The sequence below is a fragment of the Mesorhizobium sp. M1409 genome (genome assembly GCF_040317535.1).
GTDB lineage: Bacteria > Pseudomonadota > Alphaproteobacteria > Rhizobiales > Rhizobiaceae > Mesorhizobium.
In genome coordinates this window covers 116,131-132,349 of record NZ_JAMYKV010000014.1, presented here as the reverse complement: position 1 = coordinate 132,349, position 16,219 = coordinate 116,131, and the positions used below count along the sequence as shown (strand labels likewise).

The following is a 16,219-nucleotide window of genomic DNA, read 5'->3' as shown; positions in this document are numbered from 1 at the left end:
CAAAGCATCCTCCAAAGAATCAGATGCTCTCGACAGATTCAGCTCCTAAACCCCTTGTCACGCGTTAACTCACCCGATTGCCCTGGGTCGCGTCCCAGAGCCTCTCTCCGAACCGTTGCGCCGGTGCTATGGTGTGCCTGCATGATCAGACAGCAGGGATATGAGGCATGCCCGAAGTCACCCGCCGTACACTTCTTGCGTTCACCGCCGTGGCCTCGGTCATTGAACCGACGTTTGCTGAAGGGGAAGATGCCTCACCCGAATTGCGGGCGCTGATCGGAGCCCATGAAGCCACCTATGTCGGGCTTCTCAGGGTTGTTCATCAAGCGGGCAGTAGCAGCCACGAACGCAAGACGGCAGACCGGATTGAACAGGAAGCATTGCTGGCCATCTGCTCCTATCCTGCGATCAGCCGAGGCGACCGCCGGGCCAAGGCCGATTACCTGTTGACCGCCGAGGCTCGGGGTGAACTCGACCTGGAAGAGCACATGCAGGCCATCCTGCACTCGATGAAGCGCTGATCGCGGCTCGACCGGCGCATCTCCACAACCAGACATCGCCGACTTTGCCACCATGGCGACAAGCGGGTCGGGCACGCCGTTAAGTTATCGACATCTTGATCGGAAGGCCTGCGCCAAACTGATGAACATTGTTTGGCGAAGGCAAACTGCGTGCGAGCAATCCGGGGGCCTGCACGTTAATCCCCAAATCTGAATTAGAGCGGTATTTGAGGAAGATAACCTGATCAATGAGGCAGCGTTCACTGCGGCCGCAAATCGACTGCCGTACGGATTTTGGTGGGCGATGCAGGGATTGAACCTGCGACCCCACCCGTGTGAAGGGTGTGCTCTCCCGCTGAGCTAATCGCCCGCTCGTTGCCCGAAGGCCAAGCGAGCCGCGATATAAGGGAGGCGGGTGCGGGAAGTCAAGGCGGTGTCCGGCATTCCGGTGAGGATCGATTTATGGCCCCCTCGGCCCTGTCTCCGACAAGACGCCGGTCGCTTCCCCAAGGCAATTGCATATGGATTCTTGCGAAGAAGAACCCCCGCCCTAACCCCTCCCCACAAGGGGGAGGGAAGCTGCCGCGCGCTCTTCATCTTTGCGGTCAAAACGTCGGCAATTTTGCTGAGATCAGCGCCGACGGGATCTCCCTCCCCCTTGTGGGGAGGGGTTAGGGGTGGGGGTATTCGTAGGGCGCACGCCTTTGCCCCTTTGCGATTGCCTTGGCCGCTTCCCCCTCACTGTCCGGCGGCGGCAATCAGCCTCTGCGCCAGATCAAGCGTCAGCGCGTCGAAATGCGAGATCACCGCCGAGGGCTCGAATTCGCGCACGTGGCGGTCGGTGTAGCCGAAATCGACCGCCACCACCGGAATGCCGGCGGCTTTTGCGGTGTCGATGTCGGTTTGCGAATCGCCGACCATCAGCGCGCGATGCGGGTCGCCGCCGGCGAGCTTGATGGTCTCGATCAAATGACGCGGGTCGGGCTTGCGGAAGGCGAACGTGTCCTGTCCGGCGATCGCCGCGAAATGCCTGGTCAGGCCGAGCGCCTCGATCAAAGCCAGCGAGTTGGCTTCGTATTTGTTGGTGCAGATGGCCAGGAGATAGCCGGCGTTCTCGAAGCGCGCGATCGCCTCGATGACGCCGGGATAGGGGCGCGACTTGCCGGGGATGTTGATCGTGTAGTGGTCGAGGAAGAGTTTCAGCAGCCGGTCGTGCTCCTCGACATCAAGCGATCGCTGATGGGCCGCATGCGCGCGTTCGATCATCACGCGGCCGCCATGGCCGACAAAACGCCTGAAGCCGGCTTCGTCGACCGCCGCGATGTCGCTGGCGGCAAGGCTGTGGTTCAGGCTGTCGAGCAGGTCCGGCGCCGTATCGATCAGCGTACCGTCGAGGTCGAACACGATGATCGGGCGGGTCATGGTCTGTCCTGGGCCAAGTTTGTGCAATGGGCAGGCGATAGCGGCTGCGGCGCGTCAAGGCAAGGTCACCTGAGCCAGCTCGTTCAGGCAGCCCCATCGGGCTGGGCATACGAGGCGCGCCAGAAATGGAAAACCCGCCACGGCGGCGGGTTGTCGGCGCAAATCAGCACCATGGGCAAATATGTAGCACGCCTGCCGTCACCGGGTCAACGAGACAGAGGAAATAATTCCTATTGCGTGTCACCCGTGCATCGCCCACTGGCAGCGCATCCACAACATCGATGGGATGTCGCGTGTCACCCAGGGGACGCAGCGGCCAGGGGCTTTGACCAGACCGGCAAAGATGCTACGAGCCCGAAACGTCAGGTTTCGGGGCAGCAAGCGGCATGGATGCAAGGCAATTGAAGGTCGAAGCCGCACGGGCGGCACTTGCCCATGTGAGCGACGGCATGCGGCTCGGGATCGGCACCGGCACCACGGCGGAAGAGTTCGTGCGGCTGCTTTCCGACAAGGTTGCCACCGGCATGACCGTCATCGGTGTGCCGACTTCGGAGCGCACCGCGTTGCTCTGCCGCGAGCTCGGCGTGCCGCTGTCGACGCTGGAGGAAACGCCCGAGCTCGATCTCACCATCGACGGTGCCGACGAAGTCGACCCGGAGCTGACCTTGATCAAGGGCGGCGGCGGCGCACTGCTGCGCGAGAAGATCGTCGCCGCGGCGTCCCAGCGCATGATCGTCATCGCCGACCGGTCGAAGATGGTCGCCACACTCGGCCGTTTTCCCCTGCCGATCGAAGTCAACCCGTTCGGGCTGCGCGCAACCGAAATCGCGATTGGCGCGGCGGCTGAAAAGCTCGGCCTTTCCGGTCCGGTCATATTGAGGATGACGAGGGGGCAGGCTTTTGTTACAGACGGCGGCCATTTTATCCTCGATGCATCTTTTGGCCGCATTCCGGATACAAGAGCGCTTTCGAATGCTCTCCACGCCATTCCGGGCGTGGTCGAGCACGGTCTTTTCATCGGGCTGGCGTCAGCGGCCATCATAGCCGGCGGCGACGGTATCCAAACCGTCCATGCCGCCCGAAAACCAGGGAGTTCTACCGATCATGACGTTGCATAACCGGGTTCGCAGCCTTTCCGTCCTTCTGGCCGCCGCCGCCGTTTTCGCCTTCTCTTCGCCGGCGTTTTCCCAGGATGTCACGGAATCGCACCTGAAGGCCGCCCGCGCGGCGGTGGCGGCGATCCACGCGACCGACCCGTTCGACAACATCCTGCCGCAGGCGGCAGCCGCGCTCGAGTCGCAGCTCATCCAGAAGAACCCGGACATGCAGGAGCTGATCGGCAAGACCATCAGCGAGAAGGCGCTGGCGCTGGCTTCGCGCCGCGCCGACCTCGAGAAGGAAGCAGCGCTCGCCTACGCAAAAGTGTTCTCCGAAAAGGAACTGACCGATATCGCCGCCTTCTACAATTCCGATTCGGGCAAGAAGCTGCTCGACAGCGGCCCGACGGTGACCCGCGACCTGGTCAAGGCCGCCGACATCTGGCAGAACGGCCTCGGCCGCGATCTCGCGCAGCAGGTCGGCGAAACGCTGGCCGCCGCCGCCAAGGCAAAGGCACCGGCAGCGCCAGCCGCCCCGGCGGATGGCGCCGCGCCCGCGGACAACAACTGATCCCGCATTTCAAAACGGCCTTGCGGCCATCCCGAAGCCCGGCTTGTCCGGGCTTTTCTTTTGACGCTTTGCAGCCTACCTGTCTCTCAATTTTCTGAAGCTCAAGGAGCCGTCATGGCCGGTTATGACTACGATCTTTTCGTCATCGGCGGCGGCTCCGGCGGGGTGCGGGCGGCGCGCGTGGCGGCCGCACTCGGCAAGCGCGTCGGCATCGCCGAGGAATACCGCTATGGCGGCACCTGCGTTATCAGGGGCTGCGTGCCGAAAAAGCTCTACGTCTATGCCTCGCAATTTCCGGAGCATTTCGCCGACGCGGCCGGCTATGGCTGGACGGTGCCGGAAGCCAGTTTCGACTGGCAGACGCTGGTCGCCAACAAGGATCGCGAGATCAGCCGGCTGGAGGCGATCTACCAGAGAAACGTCGAGGGCGCCGGCGGTGACGCCTTTCACTCGCGCGCCATGATAGTCGATCCGCATGTTGTGCATCTTCTCGGCGAGGATCGCACCGTCACCGCCGACCAGATCCTGATCGCGACCGGCGGCCGACCGGCGCCGCATCCGGCGCTGCCCGGCCACGAACATTGCATCTTTTCCAATGAGGCCTTCGACCTCAAGGAGCTGCCCAAGGCGATCATGATCGAGGGCGGCGGCTACATCGCCGTCGAGTTCGCCAACATCTTCCACGGTCTCGGCGTCGACACCACGCTGGTCTATCGCGGCAAGGAGATCCTCAGCCGTTTCGACATGGACCTGCGGCGCATGCTGCACGAGACGATGGAAAAGAAGGGGATAAAAATCCTCTGCCATTCCGTGTCCGAATTGGTGCGCAAGCGGCCGGACGGCCGGCTCGACGCAGTTCTCATCAGCGGCAAGGTGCTGACGGTCGACCAGGTGATGCTGGCCATCGGCCGCGTCCCCAACACCGAGAATATGGGCCTGGAAGGCATCGGCATGGAGATGACCAAGACCGGCGCGATCGCCGTAGACAAATACTCGCGCACCAACATCGACAACATCTGGGCGATCGGCGACGTCACCAACCGCGTACAACTGACGCCGGTGGCGATCCACGAGGCGATGTGTTTCATCGAGACCGCCTTCAAGGGAAATCCGACCGCGCCCGACCATGAGACGATCGCCACGGCGGTCTTTTCGCAGCCGGAGATCGGCACCGTCGGCCTGTCGGAGGACGATGCCGTCAAACGCTTCCCCGACATCGAAATCTACCGCGCCACGTTCCGGCCGATGCGGCACACGCTGTCCGGACGCGACGAGAAGATGCTGATGAAGCTGGTGGTCGATGGCGCGTCGAAGAAAGTGCTCGGCGCCCACATATTGGGGCCGGATGCCGGCGAGATGGCGCAGCTTCTCGCCATCCCGCTGAAGGCCGGCCTGACCAAGGATGATTTCGACCGCACGATGGCGGTGCACCCGACAGCGGCGGAAGAACTGGTCACCATGTACAAGCCGACCTATCGCGTGAAGGACGGCGAGCGGGTGGATTGACGGGCAAAACCCGCAGCAGTCGCATTTAGGAACGCCATGCTGGCGCCCTACGAATACCCCCACCCCTAACCCTCCCCACAAGGGGGAGGGAGACTTCCGTAGGTGCCGATCCTTGGCATGTCGCTTGCGTCTCAGCTTCAAGAGAGCGCGGCAGCGTTCCCTCCCCCTTGTGGGGAGGGTTAGGGTGGGGGTCCTCTCCGCAACAATCCTTGTGCGATTGTCGTTGTCCAACACTGGCTGCTACAGCAGCGTGCCGCGCAGGATCACCAGCGCCACCGAGAAATAGATCACCAGCCCGGTGACATCGACCAGCGTGGCGACGAACGGAGCCGATGCGCTGGCCGGATCGAAGCCGATGCGCTTCAAGGCGAACGGCAGCATCGATCCCGACAGCGAGCCGAAGGTGACGATACCGACCAGTGCCGTGCCGACCATGGTGGCGATCAGCGGCCAATGCGGGCCATCTGTGATCGACGGCAGCGGCAAATCACGGCCGGCTGCGGGTCGCAGCGTCGTTACTTCTGCTTCAGCCGGCGCGAGAAACGCAGCCATTTGTCCTCGACCGGCCTCGGCTGCGCAAGAATGGTGGTGAGCTCGACGGGCAGGGTCGGAACCAGCGGCTTCTTGGTAGCGACACCGTCGGCGATGGCGACGATGCTGTGATAGAATTCGCTGCCGGTCATCGACCGCGGCGCCACCGCCTCGTGCATGACGCTGATCACCGTGACATCGGGGCAGTTGTCCTTGATGGCCTGGTGGAAGGCAACCTTGCCATCGGGGTCGAGCGCGCCGGTGGCTTCGTCGAGGAACAGCAGCCCCGGCTGCTGCAGCACGATGCGGGCCACCACCAGCTTCTGTTTCTGGCCGCCCGACAGGACCTGATCCCAGCTTTTGCCTTCGCGGCTTTCGTCGGTCATGTGCTCGATAAAGTCGCCAAGGCCGGCCTTGTGCAGCGCCGACGCGACCTGCGCATCACCATGGTCGTGCTCCGAGCCGGGCAGGCAGACCAGCTGTTTCAGCGACACCGGCTGCAGCTTGACCTCCTGGGCGGCAAAGAAACTCTTGACGCCTTCCGGGAAGACGATGGTGCCGCGGCCGTAGGGCCACAGGCCGTTGATGGCCTTGATCAGCGAGGTCTTGCCGCAACCGGATTCGCCTTTCAGGAACGTCCATTCGCCGCGCCGGAAGCGCAAATTGGCGGCGCTGAGGAAGGGCGTGGCATCCTCGCCCTGATGGGCCAGTTCGAGTTTCTGGATGGTAAGGCCGAACACCGGGTTCTGGCTGGCATAGTTGAAGTCGGAGCGACCGGTCTGGCTGTAGAACTCCTGCGGATGCTGGACGTTCTCGATCGCATTCGCCAGCTCGGTGACACGCTGGCTGTTGGCGCGCAGCGTGGCGATGTTCGGCATGACGTGGATGAACCAGGAGCATTGACTGATCAGCGAATTGACCAGCTCGGAGCCGGTTATGTAGCCCTTGAGATCGAAACCGTTGTGGATGAACGGCACCAGGCCAGGTCCATAGGCGACAATGCGGGCACCAATGAAATTGTAGATCAGCTCGAACGAATTGTAGCCTGTATTGACGATATTCAGCCGCGCCCAAGTGCGGTCGATGTCGACATAAAGTCGACTGTGCATCGTCTTCTGCACATCCTCGCCTTGCGAGGCCGCGACATGAAAGCTGCGACGCAGGAAAGTGGTCAGCTCGCCACGATAGCTGCCTTCGGATTGCTGCATCCTGACATTGAGCCGTTCCAGCAGACGACCCAGTTTGACCGCGATCCAAGTGTTAAGCGGCACGTAGGTGGCGACCGCCAGGAAAGCCAGAACCGCGCTGCCGTAGCTGCCGAGGAATTCCAGCCCTTTCACCTCCGCCGAGTTTTCAAGCAATTTCTGGCCGACGAAATAAAGCGATGTGGCAACACCCAGGACGCCCATGGCAAGGCCAATGGCGCCGCCGGTCATGTCCTTGATCGATTCCTGGACGCGCTGATCGATGTTGTCGGGAGCGGCATTGCCGGACGAGCCATGCTGGGCGTGGAAATGCGTATGATTGGTGTCGAGCAGCGCTTCGTTGAAGCGGCTGTCCAGCCAGCCGCGCCATTTGCGATGCAACGTCGCTGAGACGAGGCTGCGTATGCCGGTGAAACCCGCATCCTTGAGCACGACCAGCAACACCAAGATGCCGGCATTGACCAGCAGCGAGCGAAGCGGCGTGGTGTTGGCGGCGTCGTGGAAGAAGGCGATCGAGTTGACCAGCTCGCCGGAGGCTTCTGCAAACCAGACACCGGCCTTGCTGGACAGCGCCGTGAGCAGCGCGATCACCAGCGTCAGGGTCCAGGCTTCCTTCCAGCGGTCCGAGACCCAGTAGGCCCGCATCAGGCCCCAGAAGCTGCGCATCGACGATACCGGCGTCAGAAGCGATTGCCCTGCGGCATCGCGAGGTGTTTTTTCCGGTACTGACTCTTGCGATGGTCTACCGACCCGAATCACGATCCCGCCCAAACCTTTTTTCTTTTGTTACGGATGGTAACACCAATTGATCATTTTCCATTAATTTAAAACCCGGCCGACCAGATTGCCTCGCCAGCCGTTGCCATGAGGCAACAGATTACATGCGGAAATATGGCGGCAACGGCCGGCAAAAATCAGGATATCGTTATTAATTTCAAATGCTTGATCTACAGAGTCATGCCATTGGCGCAGCTTCCCCTAGGGAAGGCATTCACACGGTTTTGTGAACTCGAAATCATACGGACCGATCGATTTTCTCACCGCGGGCTGACCCGAGCACCCGAAAATTTGCCGCTGATGATCTCGCCGGGCATGCGGTCATCATCCTTGCCTGAGGCAGGAAGTGACCGGAAATCGTCCGAGAGGCGCGGTCCGTCTTGTCGAGTCAGCTGGGGAACTGCATTTGACAAATCATCCGTTCGGGATTGAACCTTGCCGGGCATTGTCGACACTCATGCATGTCCCGTTCTCCGACAAGGAAGTTCCAATGCTTGCACGCGTGGCCGCAATCCTGTCCCTCTTCGCCGGGCTGCCTCTCTTCGCCTGGGTATCTCCGGCGCATGCCGCCTCGCAGAGCATCCCGGCAAGCGCCGAAGGCCAGATCGAGTTCAACACGCCGTCCGGCAACATCGGCTGCATCTACACGGCGAAAGGCGGCACCAGCACCTATCAGCCGCAGGATGGCGGCCCGGAGCTAAGCTGCTCGCGAGTCGAGCCGAGCTATGTCACCATCATCCTCGGTCCGAACGGGCCGGCCACGCTGATCAAGAACCCGGGCGAGCAGGGTTGCTGCGGCGTTGTCACCAAGCTTGGCTACGGCAACAGTTGGAGCGCGGGGCCGTTCTCGTGCCAATCGTCAGCCAAGGGACTGACCTGCACGGCCACGAACGGCCATGGCTTTTTTATCAGCAAGGCCAAGGTGACGGTGAAGTAAGACTTGCTCTTGTCGGGAAAGGAGAGGGCGGCCGGCCTCAGCCGACCTTTTCCAATTCGCCACGCGCCTTGGCAGCCGCCACCTGACGAATGGCATCGGCCAGGGTATCGGCATCCTGTGCGCCCATGACCGCGTATTTGTCTTCGAGCAGGAAACACGGCACGCCTGTTATGCCCATGCGCGACGCGGTGGCGATCTCGCTGCGAACCGCCTCGACATCGGCGTCGGTCGGCAAAAGCGCGGCAACAACGGACGCGTCCATGCCGGCCTCGCGCGCGGCTTCGGTCAACACGGCATGGTCGCCGATGTTGGCGCCTTCCTCGAAATTCAGCTGGAACAGCCGGCGTACAAGCCTGTTCTGCACAGCCTCGCCGGCGGCACCGGCCCAGCGGATCAGGCGGTGCGCATCCAATGTGTTAGGCGCCACCTTGATGGCGTCGAAGGCGAAGGAGATGCCTTCGGCTTCGCCGAGCGGCTCGATGCGGGCATGAATCTCGCGGATACGGTCGTCGCTGCCGAATTTGGCCAGCATGTATTCGTGGCGATCCTTGCCTTGCGGCGGAATGGTCGGATCGAGCTGGAACGGCCGCCAGCGAATATTCACGTCGACATCGCCGCCGACAGCGGCGACTGCCTTGTCGAGCCGCTTCTGACCGATGAAGCACCATGGGCAGACGACGTCGGACACCACATCGACGGTGATGGCGTTCGGTTCGCTCATCTCGTTCTCCTGACTTTTCAGTTCGGCTTGCGCCACCAGGTCGGCAGTTGATACCCAAATATGGGCGTCTTTCGCGGATGTTCCAGGTAGTTCCAGTAGGCGATCCATTGCTGCGTGTTGTGCTGCATCGGCACCATGTAGTTGCCGGAGATCAGCAGCCGGTCGAGAACGCGAACGGCGGCGACATAATCCTCCTTCGAGCGGGCGCGCAGCATCGCCTCGATTGTCGCGTCCACCGCCGGATCGGCGACGCCGGCAAGATTGAACGAGCCTTCCGTCCTGGCAGCGGCCGAGCTCCAACGCCCGGTCTGTTCGATGCCGGGCGACAGCGAGTTGTTGAAGCCGCTCGATCCGACCAGGACCTCGAAATCGAAGCGCTGTTTGCGCGACTGGATCTGATCGCCATCGAGGCTGCGAATGGTGATATTTATGCCAATCTTCTCCAGCGTACGCTGGTAGATGCCGGCAAGGCGCTCCTCGTCCTGCGAGGCGGTCAGGATCTCGAAACCGAAAGGTTTTCCCTCGGCATCGAGCATTGTCCCGTCCTGAACGTGATAACCGGCGCTTTTCAAGAGATCGAAGGCCGCCTTAAGCACCCGGCGGTCCTGGCCGGATCCGTCAGTCACCGGTGGGCGGTAAGAGCCGTCCATGACATCGGCCGGCACGCGGCCGGGGTAGGGCGCCAGAAGCGCCTTCTCCCTGTCGTCGGCCGGATGGCCGAGCGCGGAAAGCTCCGAATTCTGCCAGTAACTCATCGTGCGCGTGTATTTGCCGCCGAACAGGTTCTTGTTGGCCCATTCGAAGTCGTAGAGCATGCCGAGCGCGCGCCGCACGACCGGGTTGGCGAATTTCCGCAGCCTCGTGTTGAACAGGAAACCGGTCACCACGGGCGGAATGCCGGTGTCGAAGGTTTCGGCGACCACGTCGCCCTGGTGGAACGCGGGAAAATCGAGATCGCGCTCGCGCTTTACCGGATCGCCGTCGTCGTCGATGGCGCAAAGGCCTTTCTTGAACGCTTCGAGCTTGGCGTTGGCGTTGAGGAAATACTCTATGGTGATCTGGTCGTAATTGTCGAAACCGCGCTTGGCGGGGACATCCTTGCCCCAGTAATCCGGGTTGCGCTTGAAGACGATGCGCTGGCCGGGCTGCACCTGCGCGATCGTATAGGGACCACTGCCGATAACCGGCCTCAGCGTCGTCTTGTCGAAGGTTTCCTTGGCGAAGGCGTGCTTCGGGATGATCGGCGTCAGCGCGATGATCAGCGGGAATTCGCGATCGGCCTTGTCGTTGAAGGTGAAACGCACGCCGTGGTCGCCGGTCTTTTCGAGCTTGGCGACCCTAGCCATGCGGTCGCTGTAGGGCGGGCGGCCTTTCTCCGTAAAGACGTCATAGCTGAACAGCACGTCCTCGGGCGTCACCGGCTCACCGTCGGACCATTTGGCCTTCGGGTTGAGGTGGAACTCGATACTTTTGCGCTCCTGGTCCATGTCGGCGCTATCGGCCAGCAGCCCGTAGAGCGTGAAAGCCTCGTCGGCATTGCGCTGCATCAACGGCTCGAAGACCAGATTGCCGAAGATCGTGTCCATCATGCCGCGCGCCGTCGTGCGCAGGCTTTTGAAGATGAAAGGGTTGAGATTGTCAAAACTGCCGACGACACAAAAGGTGATCGAGCCACCCTTCGGCGCGTCGGGATTGACGTAGTTGAAATGCGTGTAGTCGGGCGGCAGCGCCGGTTCGCCCTGCATGGCGATCGCGTGCTTCGGCTCGGATGCGGCCGGCTGATGCGAAAGTGCGAGAAACGATGTCGCTGTGATCAGCCAAACAAGAACGCGGCCCATGACCGTCTCCTTAATGGGTCGGCTTGATGATTCGGTGCGCACCCTAGCATGACGTCGCTGCGCGCCGGCCAATCGTGCTTTCAACAATTGCTGACATCGGGCTGGATTCGACACCGCTTGCAGTGTAACACGCCCTCCGAAGTCATTCTGTTGCCTCATTTCGGCAACAGGTAGCTGGACCACACGGCACGAAGAAGCCGGTCCCGGGATCATTTGAGAGGAAGTGCACGACATGACGAGCCTGAACAGCAACGCGTACCGCCTGTCGGTCATGGCCGCTGGCGTGATCGGCTTTCTGGGCGCAGGACTTCCCGCTGCTTCCGCACAGCAGCAACAGCAGATTCCGCAAGGCTGGTTCAAGGCCTGCACCAAGCAGGAAGACGTCGACATCTGCAATGTCCAGAACATCACCACCGCCGGCAACGGCCAGCTGGTCACCGGCGTCAGCCTGATCGAGCTGAAGGGCAAGATAAACCGCAAGGTGTTCCAGGTGACGGTCCCGACCGGTCGTCTGGTGCCTCCCGGCATCGGCCTGCAGATCGATACCGGCAAGGCGCAGAAGCTCGACTATGTCATCTGCTTTCCGGATCGTTGCGTGGCGGAAGTGCCGCTGACCGATCAGCTCGTCGCCGCGTTCAAGAAAGGCCAGGCGATCACGCTCACCTCGGTCAATTTCCAGAATCAGCCCAATCCGATCAAGATCGCCCTGCAGGGCTTCAGCGGCGCCTATGACGGCCCGGCGCTGCAGCAGTCGGATATCGAGGACCGGCAGAAGAAGCTTCAGGATTTCGTCGCCAAGAACAACCAGGATTTCGCCAAGAAGCTCAAGGAAGAGCAGGATAAGGCGAAGACCGCCAACTGATCGGCCGATATCGTCGGATCAACAAAAAGCGGGGTCATGCCCAGGGTCATGCCCCGCTTTTTTTGTGACCGTCGCTCGATCGGTCAGTGCCTGGACTGCCGTTTCGGCTGGTAGCCCCCATCCGGCTTTTTGTCGAACATCTCCTTGATCTGCGGATGCCGGACCGGCTCCCCCGACTGATCCTCGAGCAGATTCTGCTCGGAGACATAGGCGATGTACTCGGTCTCCGAATTCTCGGCGAGCAGATGGTAGAACGGCTGATCCTTGCGCGGCCGCACGTCGGCGGGGATGGCTTCGTACCATTCGTCGGTGTTGGCGAATTGCGGATCGACGTCGAAAATAATCCCCCTGAATGGAAACAGCCGGTGGCGAACCACCTGTCCGATTGCGAATTTGGCTGTTTTCATCGTACTCACCACTGAATTCCTTGGCTTTATTTGGCGCAGACCGCGCCTCAATTCAATCCCGAAGCGTTTGAGCGCGCCCCGAAGCTACGCAGGACGCGACGCAAAGGTTTTGCCGCATGCGGCGATGTCAATGACCGTCGATAATGCGGATCGTCGGAAGCTGTCAGCGCGCCGGCCTTCGCAGGCCGCCGGCCAGCGCCGCGAAGCCGCTGCCGGGACGAAGTCCCTCACGCATGAAAAAAGCACGAAGCGGCGCGAAGCCCCCGAGCACGCCGAGCCCGGCCACACGGGCCATCTGGGCCGGCAGCATGTCGGAAAGCAGCGACATGTTGAGCAGATTGACCGCGCTGCTGCGCGCCACAATATCGGGCCGGCGCTTGAAATCGTAAGCTGCCGAGGCCCTGGCGGTTCCCGGATCGCGACGATTTTCACAAGCGATTCCAATCAGATCGTCGATATCCCTGATACCGAGATTGAGGCCTTGCGCGCCGATCGGGGGAAACACGTGGGCGGCTTCGCCGACCAAGGCTATCCGGTTTCGCGCAAAACGCAGCGGCGTCACAGCCGAAAGCGGGTAGATCTGGCGGCCCGGCTCGACCGTCACCCGGCCCAGCATCGACTGCATCTGCTGTTCGATCCGCATCGAAAGCGTTGCATCGTCCAAAGCCGCGAGTTCGGTCGCTGTCTCGGGTTTCACCACCCAGACCAGACTCGAGCGATCGCCGGGCAGCGGGACCTGCGTGAACGGACCGGTCTCGGTGTGGAATTCCGTCGAGGTGAAGGCGTGGTCGCGGCTGTGGCGGAAATTGAGGACAAGGGCTGCCTGCGGATAGGAGCGAGCCGAGGTCGAGATGCCGGCGGCCTGGCGCGCCGGCGACAAGCGTCCGTCTGCTGCGACCGCCAGCGATGCGTCCACCGTGCTGCCGTCGGCCAGGACGGCTCGGGCGTGCTGGGCATCAAGATGCCAGTTCGCCACCATGGACCGTCGCCATTCGATGCCGTCACGCATGGCAACGGCGTTGGCGAGTGCCGGATTGAGGACACTGTTGGGCAGGTTCAGGCCGAACTGGTCCTCGTCGATCTCGCTGGCGCGGAAGGTGACGACCGGACTGCGGATCAACCGGCTGGTTGCGTCGACGATGCGCATGACTTTCAGCGGCGCCGCCTCGGGCTTGATGCCATCGAGCACGCCCAGCCGCTCAAGCACTTTCAAGGCAGGGTTCATCAGGGCCGTCGTGCGGCCATCGGGGGCAGAGGCCTCCGGCCCGACCAGCGTCACCGGGAAACCGGCAGCGGCAAAACCGAGCGCCGCGATCAGTCCTGCCGGCCCCGTGCCAGCAACCAGTATCCGCGCGGTTTGCTCATGCTCCAAGATCGGCTTCCGGTTTGCAATGCGAGGCGGCCACTCGGCCGCCCGTCGATGAGCATATAGGGCAGATCATGCTGCTTGATCAACGCGGCGATTCGGCCCATTCGGGTGACATGACCGGCCAGCAGGACGACTTCAGCCATCTCGATCGCGCCGGCCGCGCCATGGCCACCATCGCGCGCAATCCTCGCCTGACGGTAAACGTCGTCGTCGGCGCTTGCATCCTGCTTGCCTGGCTATCCCTTGCCGCGATGGCAATCCGTGCCGCCGAAGGGCGGACCGCAGGCGTCAGTGCTCCCGGCGACGCGATCCTGCGCAAGCTGCCGCAACTGCCGCTGCCCGATTTCCTGGAACGGTTCTTCACGCTCTGCCTGTCGCCGGCGCCGCCGGATGCAAGCCTCGGCCTGCAGGCCGGTGCGCTCGTTTTGATGTGGTTCCTGATGGCGATCGCGACGATGCTGCCTTCAGCCGCGCCGATGATCCGCACTTACTGCGAGATCGCCGATACGGCACGCATCAAGGGCGAGCCAGCCGTCCATCCGCTGGTGCTGGTCGCCGGCTACCTCAGCGTCTGGCTCGGCGCCTCGGTGACGTTTGCCGCAATGACCTTGGCCGCCCACGCATTCGGCTCGCCCGGTGGGATGCTCGACCCGGTCGTCGGCATTGCCGGCGCGCTGGCGCTTCTGATTGCCGGCCTCTACCAGTTCAGCGGCTTGAAGGAAGCCTGTCTGACAAAGTGCAAGAACCCGTTTTCGATCCTTTTCGCGAACTGGAGCGCAAGGCCGGTCCGCATCTTCCGGCTTGGGGTCGCGCAAGGCCTGTGGTGCCTCGGCTGCTGCTGGGCGCTGATGATGGTGATGTTCGCCGTCGGCGTCATGAACATCTTCTGGATGGCGTTGATCGGGCTGTTCACCCTGATCGAAAAACAAACGGCGAGCAGGGTTCCAACCCGGCTGGCCGGTGCGATACTGCTTGTCTGGGCAGCCGCGCTGCTAGTAGTCTCGCTATGAGTGGGGGAAAATCGATGGCAGATCAGAGCTGGGCAATGAAAGGAGAGCTCGTACTCTCCTGCAATTGCACGGTTTTTTGTCCTTGCGTGCTGTCGCTCGGCAATCATCCGCCGACCGAAGGCTATTGCCAGACCTGGGCTGGGTTCCGCATCGACGCCGGCCATTTCGGCGACGTCGATCTGTCCGGCCTCAATCTCGGGCTGATCATGGAAATCCCCGGGTACATGAGCCGCGGCAACTGGACCGCCGGGCTGTTCGTCGACAAGCGAGCCTCGGTCTACGCGGCCAAGGCGCTGACGAAGATCTTCACCGGCAAGGCAGGCGGAACCACATCGCTGCTCTCAATCCTCGTCGGCAAATTCCTCGGCGTCGAGCAAGTGCCGATCACCTATGAGACGCGTGACAGGACACGTATCTTCCAGATACCCAAGATCATCGACGGGGCGGTGACACCCATCCCCGGCAAGGATCGTGATAAGGATGCGGTGATCAGCAATTCGGAATACTGGATCGCGCCCGAGATCATCGTCGCCAGGTCAGACAAGAGCAAGATGCGGGCTTTCGGCCGCAACTGGAATTTTGCCGGCCGTTCGGCCGAGATCTGCAAACTGGATTGGCGGGGCCCGTGAGCAAGAACACAACCGCCCGGAAAGCCGCCAAAAAGATCACGGACCGGATTCCGCGGCCGAAGAAGAAAGTCACCTGGCCGCAGGCGAGGGCGTTCTCCGTCCATCTGCTGACCGCGTCGGGCTCGTTCCTGGCCTTTTTGTCGCTGGTGGCGGCAAGCGAACAGCGCTGGACGGCGATGTTCTGGTGGCTCGGGCTGGCGCTGTTCGTCGACGGCATCGATGGGCCGATCGCGCGAAAGCTCGAGGTCAAGGAGATCCTGCCGACATGGTCGGGCGAACTGCTCGACAACATCATCGACTACGTAACCTACGTGCTGATCCCGGCCTTCGCGCTTTACCAGCGCGGCTTCATGGGCGAGGGCCTGTCATTCCTGTCGGCGGCGATCATCGTCGTCTCCAGCGCCATCTATTATGCCGACACCGGCATGAAGACGAAGGAGAATTTCTTCAAGGGATTCCCCGTGGTCTGGAACATGGTGGTGTTCACGCTGTTCGTGATCGAGCCCGGACAATGGGTTTCGTTCGCTGTGGTGGTGGTGGCCGGCATTCTCACTTTCGTCCCGATCAACTTCATCCATCCGGTGCGGGTGGTGCGGTTGCGGCGTATCAATCTTGCGATGACCCTTTTGTGGTGCGCTTTTGGCGCACTTGCCCTTGCACAGGCGGCACTCGCCGCCTTCTACGATCAGATCGGCGTGCTGGGAGAACAAGTCAGCACCTTCACCAAGATCGGCATCACCATCACGGGGCTTTACCTCGCTAGCATTGGTGGCATCATGCAGTTCTTTCCCAATCTCGGTGCCAAGAAGGCCTGATCAGCCAGAGGAAGCCTAGCCT

The 16,219-nt window shown here is 61.9% G+C and carries 15 protein-coding genes, 1 tRNA gene and 1 pseudogene; 9 read left to right on the top strand and 8 right to left on the bottom strand.

Annotated elements, in window-relative coordinates:
- The first annotated feature begins 167 nt into the window (after positions 1-167).
- Positions 168-521 carry a hypothetical protein gene (locus NKG99_RS14295; RefSeq protein WP_352868553.1) on the top strand — a complete coding sequence of 118 codons (354 nt, stop codon included), beginning with the start codon at positions 168-170 and terminating at the stop codon, positions 519-521.
- 274 nt (positions 522-795) lie between these two features.
- Here the strand turns inward: NKG99_RS14295 and NKG99_RS14290 are convergent.
- Together NKG99_RS14290 and NKG99_RS14285 are read right to left on the bottom strand one after the other, a co-directional pair.
- Positions 796-870: transfer RNA gene (locus tag NKG99_RS14290), tRNA-Val, on the bottom strand.
- A 368-nt stretch (positions 871-1,238) separates the two neighbouring features.
- Positions 1,239-1,922 (bottom strand): phosphoglycolate phosphatase, encoded by a 684-nt coding sequence (locus tag NKG99_RS14285; protein WP_352868550.1) that lies wholly within the window; start codon positions 1,920-1,922, stop codon positions 1,239-1,241.
- A 386-nt stretch (positions 1,923-2,308) separates the two neighbouring features.
- Between NKG99_RS14285 and rpiA the strand changes: the two genes are divergently transcribed.
- The 3 genes from rpiA (at position 2,309) to gor (ending at position 5,096) form a co-directional block, all read left to right on the top strand.
- Positions 2,309-3,040, top strand: a complete 732-nt coding sequence (gene rpiA, locus NKG99_RS14280; RefSeq protein WP_352868548.1) for a ribose-5-phosphate isomerase RpiA — start codon at positions 2,309-2,311, stop codon at positions 3,038-3,040.
- The gene (locus tag NKG99_RS14275; protein ID WP_352868545.1) at positions 3,027-3,590 is read left to right on the top strand and encodes a DUF2059 domain-containing protein; all 564 of its coding nucleotides are present in this window, start codon (positions 3,027-3,029) and stop codon (positions 3,588-3,590) included. The genes rpiA and NKG99_RS14275 overlap by 14 nt, the downstream gene beginning before the upstream one ends.
- Positions 3,591-3,704: 114 nt before the next feature.
- Positions 3,705-5,096 (top strand): glutathione-disulfide reductase, encoded by a 1,392-nt coding sequence (gene gor / locus NKG99_RS14270; protein ID WP_352868543.1) that lies wholly within the window; start codon positions 3,705-3,707, stop codon positions 5,094-5,096.
- Positions 5,097-5,336: 240 nt separating this feature from the next.
- On the opposite strand, the pseudogene NKG99_RS14265 reads toward gor, so the two are convergent.
- Both NKG99_RS14265 and NKG99_RS14260 read right to left on the bottom strand, forming a co-directional pair.
- Positions 5,337-5,558: pseudogene (locus NKG99_RS14265) on the bottom strand (magnesium transporter); the annotation flags it as partial.
- A 53-nt stretch (positions 5,559-5,611) separates the two neighbouring features.
- On the bottom strand, positions 5,612-7,498 hold the full coding sequence (locus tag NKG99_RS14260) for an ABC transporter ATP-binding protein/permease (RefSeq protein ID WP_352868541.1): 1,887 nt from the start codon (positions 7,496-7,498) through the stop codon (positions 5,612-5,614).
- 601 nt (positions 7,499-8,099) lie between these two features.
- Here NKG99_RS14260 and NKG99_RS14255 point away from each other — a divergent pair.
- On the top strand, positions 8,100-8,546 hold the full coding sequence (locus NKG99_RS14255) for a hypothetical protein (RefSeq protein ID WP_352868538.1): 447 nt from the start codon (positions 8,100-8,102) through the stop codon (positions 8,544-8,546).
- A gap of 37 nt (positions 8,547-8,583) precedes the next feature.
- Here the strand turns inward: NKG99_RS14255 and NKG99_RS14250 are convergent, their stop codons facing one another.
- Both NKG99_RS14250 and NKG99_RS14245 read right to left on the bottom strand, forming a co-directional pair.
- Positions 8,584-9,267 carry a DsbA family oxidoreductase gene (locus tag NKG99_RS14250; protein WP_352868535.1) on the bottom strand — a complete coding sequence of 228 codons (684 nt, stop codon included), beginning with the start codon at positions 9,265-9,267 and terminating at the stop codon, positions 8,584-8,586.
- Between the two features lie 17 nt (positions 9,268-9,284).
- Complete coding sequence (locus NKG99_RS14245; RefSeq protein WP_352868533.1) at positions 9,285-11,105, bottom strand: extracellular solute-binding protein; 1,821 nt, start codon at positions 11,103-11,105, stop codon at positions 9,285-9,287.
- A gap of 232 nt (positions 11,106-11,337) precedes the next feature.
- On the opposite strand from NKG99_RS14245, the gene NKG99_RS14240 reads away from it, so the two are divergent.
- Positions 11,338-11,967, top strand: a complete 630-nt coding sequence (locus tag NKG99_RS14240) for an invasion associated locus B family protein (RefSeq protein WP_352868532.1) — start codon at positions 11,338-11,340, stop codon at positions 11,965-11,967.
- An 83-nt stretch (positions 11,968-12,050) separates the two neighbouring features.
- Here NKG99_RS14240 and hspQ read toward each other — a convergent pair whose 3' ends face one another.
- Positions 12,051-12,374: a heat shock protein HspQ gene (hspQ, locus tag NKG99_RS14235; RefSeq protein WP_056587784.1), complete on the bottom strand. Its 324-nt coding sequence runs from the start codon at positions 12,372-12,374 to the stop codon at positions 12,051-12,053.
- A 163-nt stretch (positions 12,375-12,537) separates the two neighbouring features.
- Positions 12,538-13,746, bottom strand: coding sequence for a UbiH/UbiF family hydroxylase (locus tag NKG99_RS14230; RefSeq protein ID WP_352868529.1), 1,209 nt, complete (start codon positions 13,744-13,746; stop codon positions 12,538-12,540).
- Positions 13,747-13,814: 68 nt separating this feature from the next.
- Between NKG99_RS14230 and NKG99_RS14225 the strand changes: the two genes are divergently transcribed.
- From NKG99_RS14225 to pcsA, 3 genes are read left to right on the top strand one after another with little or no spacing between them, the layout of a single operon-like run.
- Positions 13,815-14,753, top strand: coding sequence for a DUF2182 domain-containing protein (locus tag NKG99_RS14225; protein ID WP_352868527.1), 939 nt, complete (start codon positions 13,815-13,817; stop codon positions 14,751-14,753).
- A 14-nt stretch (positions 14,754-14,767) separates the two neighbouring features.
- Entirely contained in the window at positions 14,768-15,382 is a 615-nt protein-coding gene (locus tag NKG99_RS14220; protein WP_352868524.1) for a DUF1326 domain-containing protein, read from the top strand.
- Positions 15,379-16,197, top strand: a complete 819-nt coding sequence (pcsA, locus tag NKG99_RS14215) for a phosphatidylcholine synthase (protein WP_352868522.1) — start codon at positions 15,379-15,381, stop codon at positions 16,195-16,197. The genes NKG99_RS14220 and pcsA overlap by 4 nt, the downstream gene beginning before the upstream one ends.
- Positions 16,198-16,219: the final 22 nt, after the last annotated feature.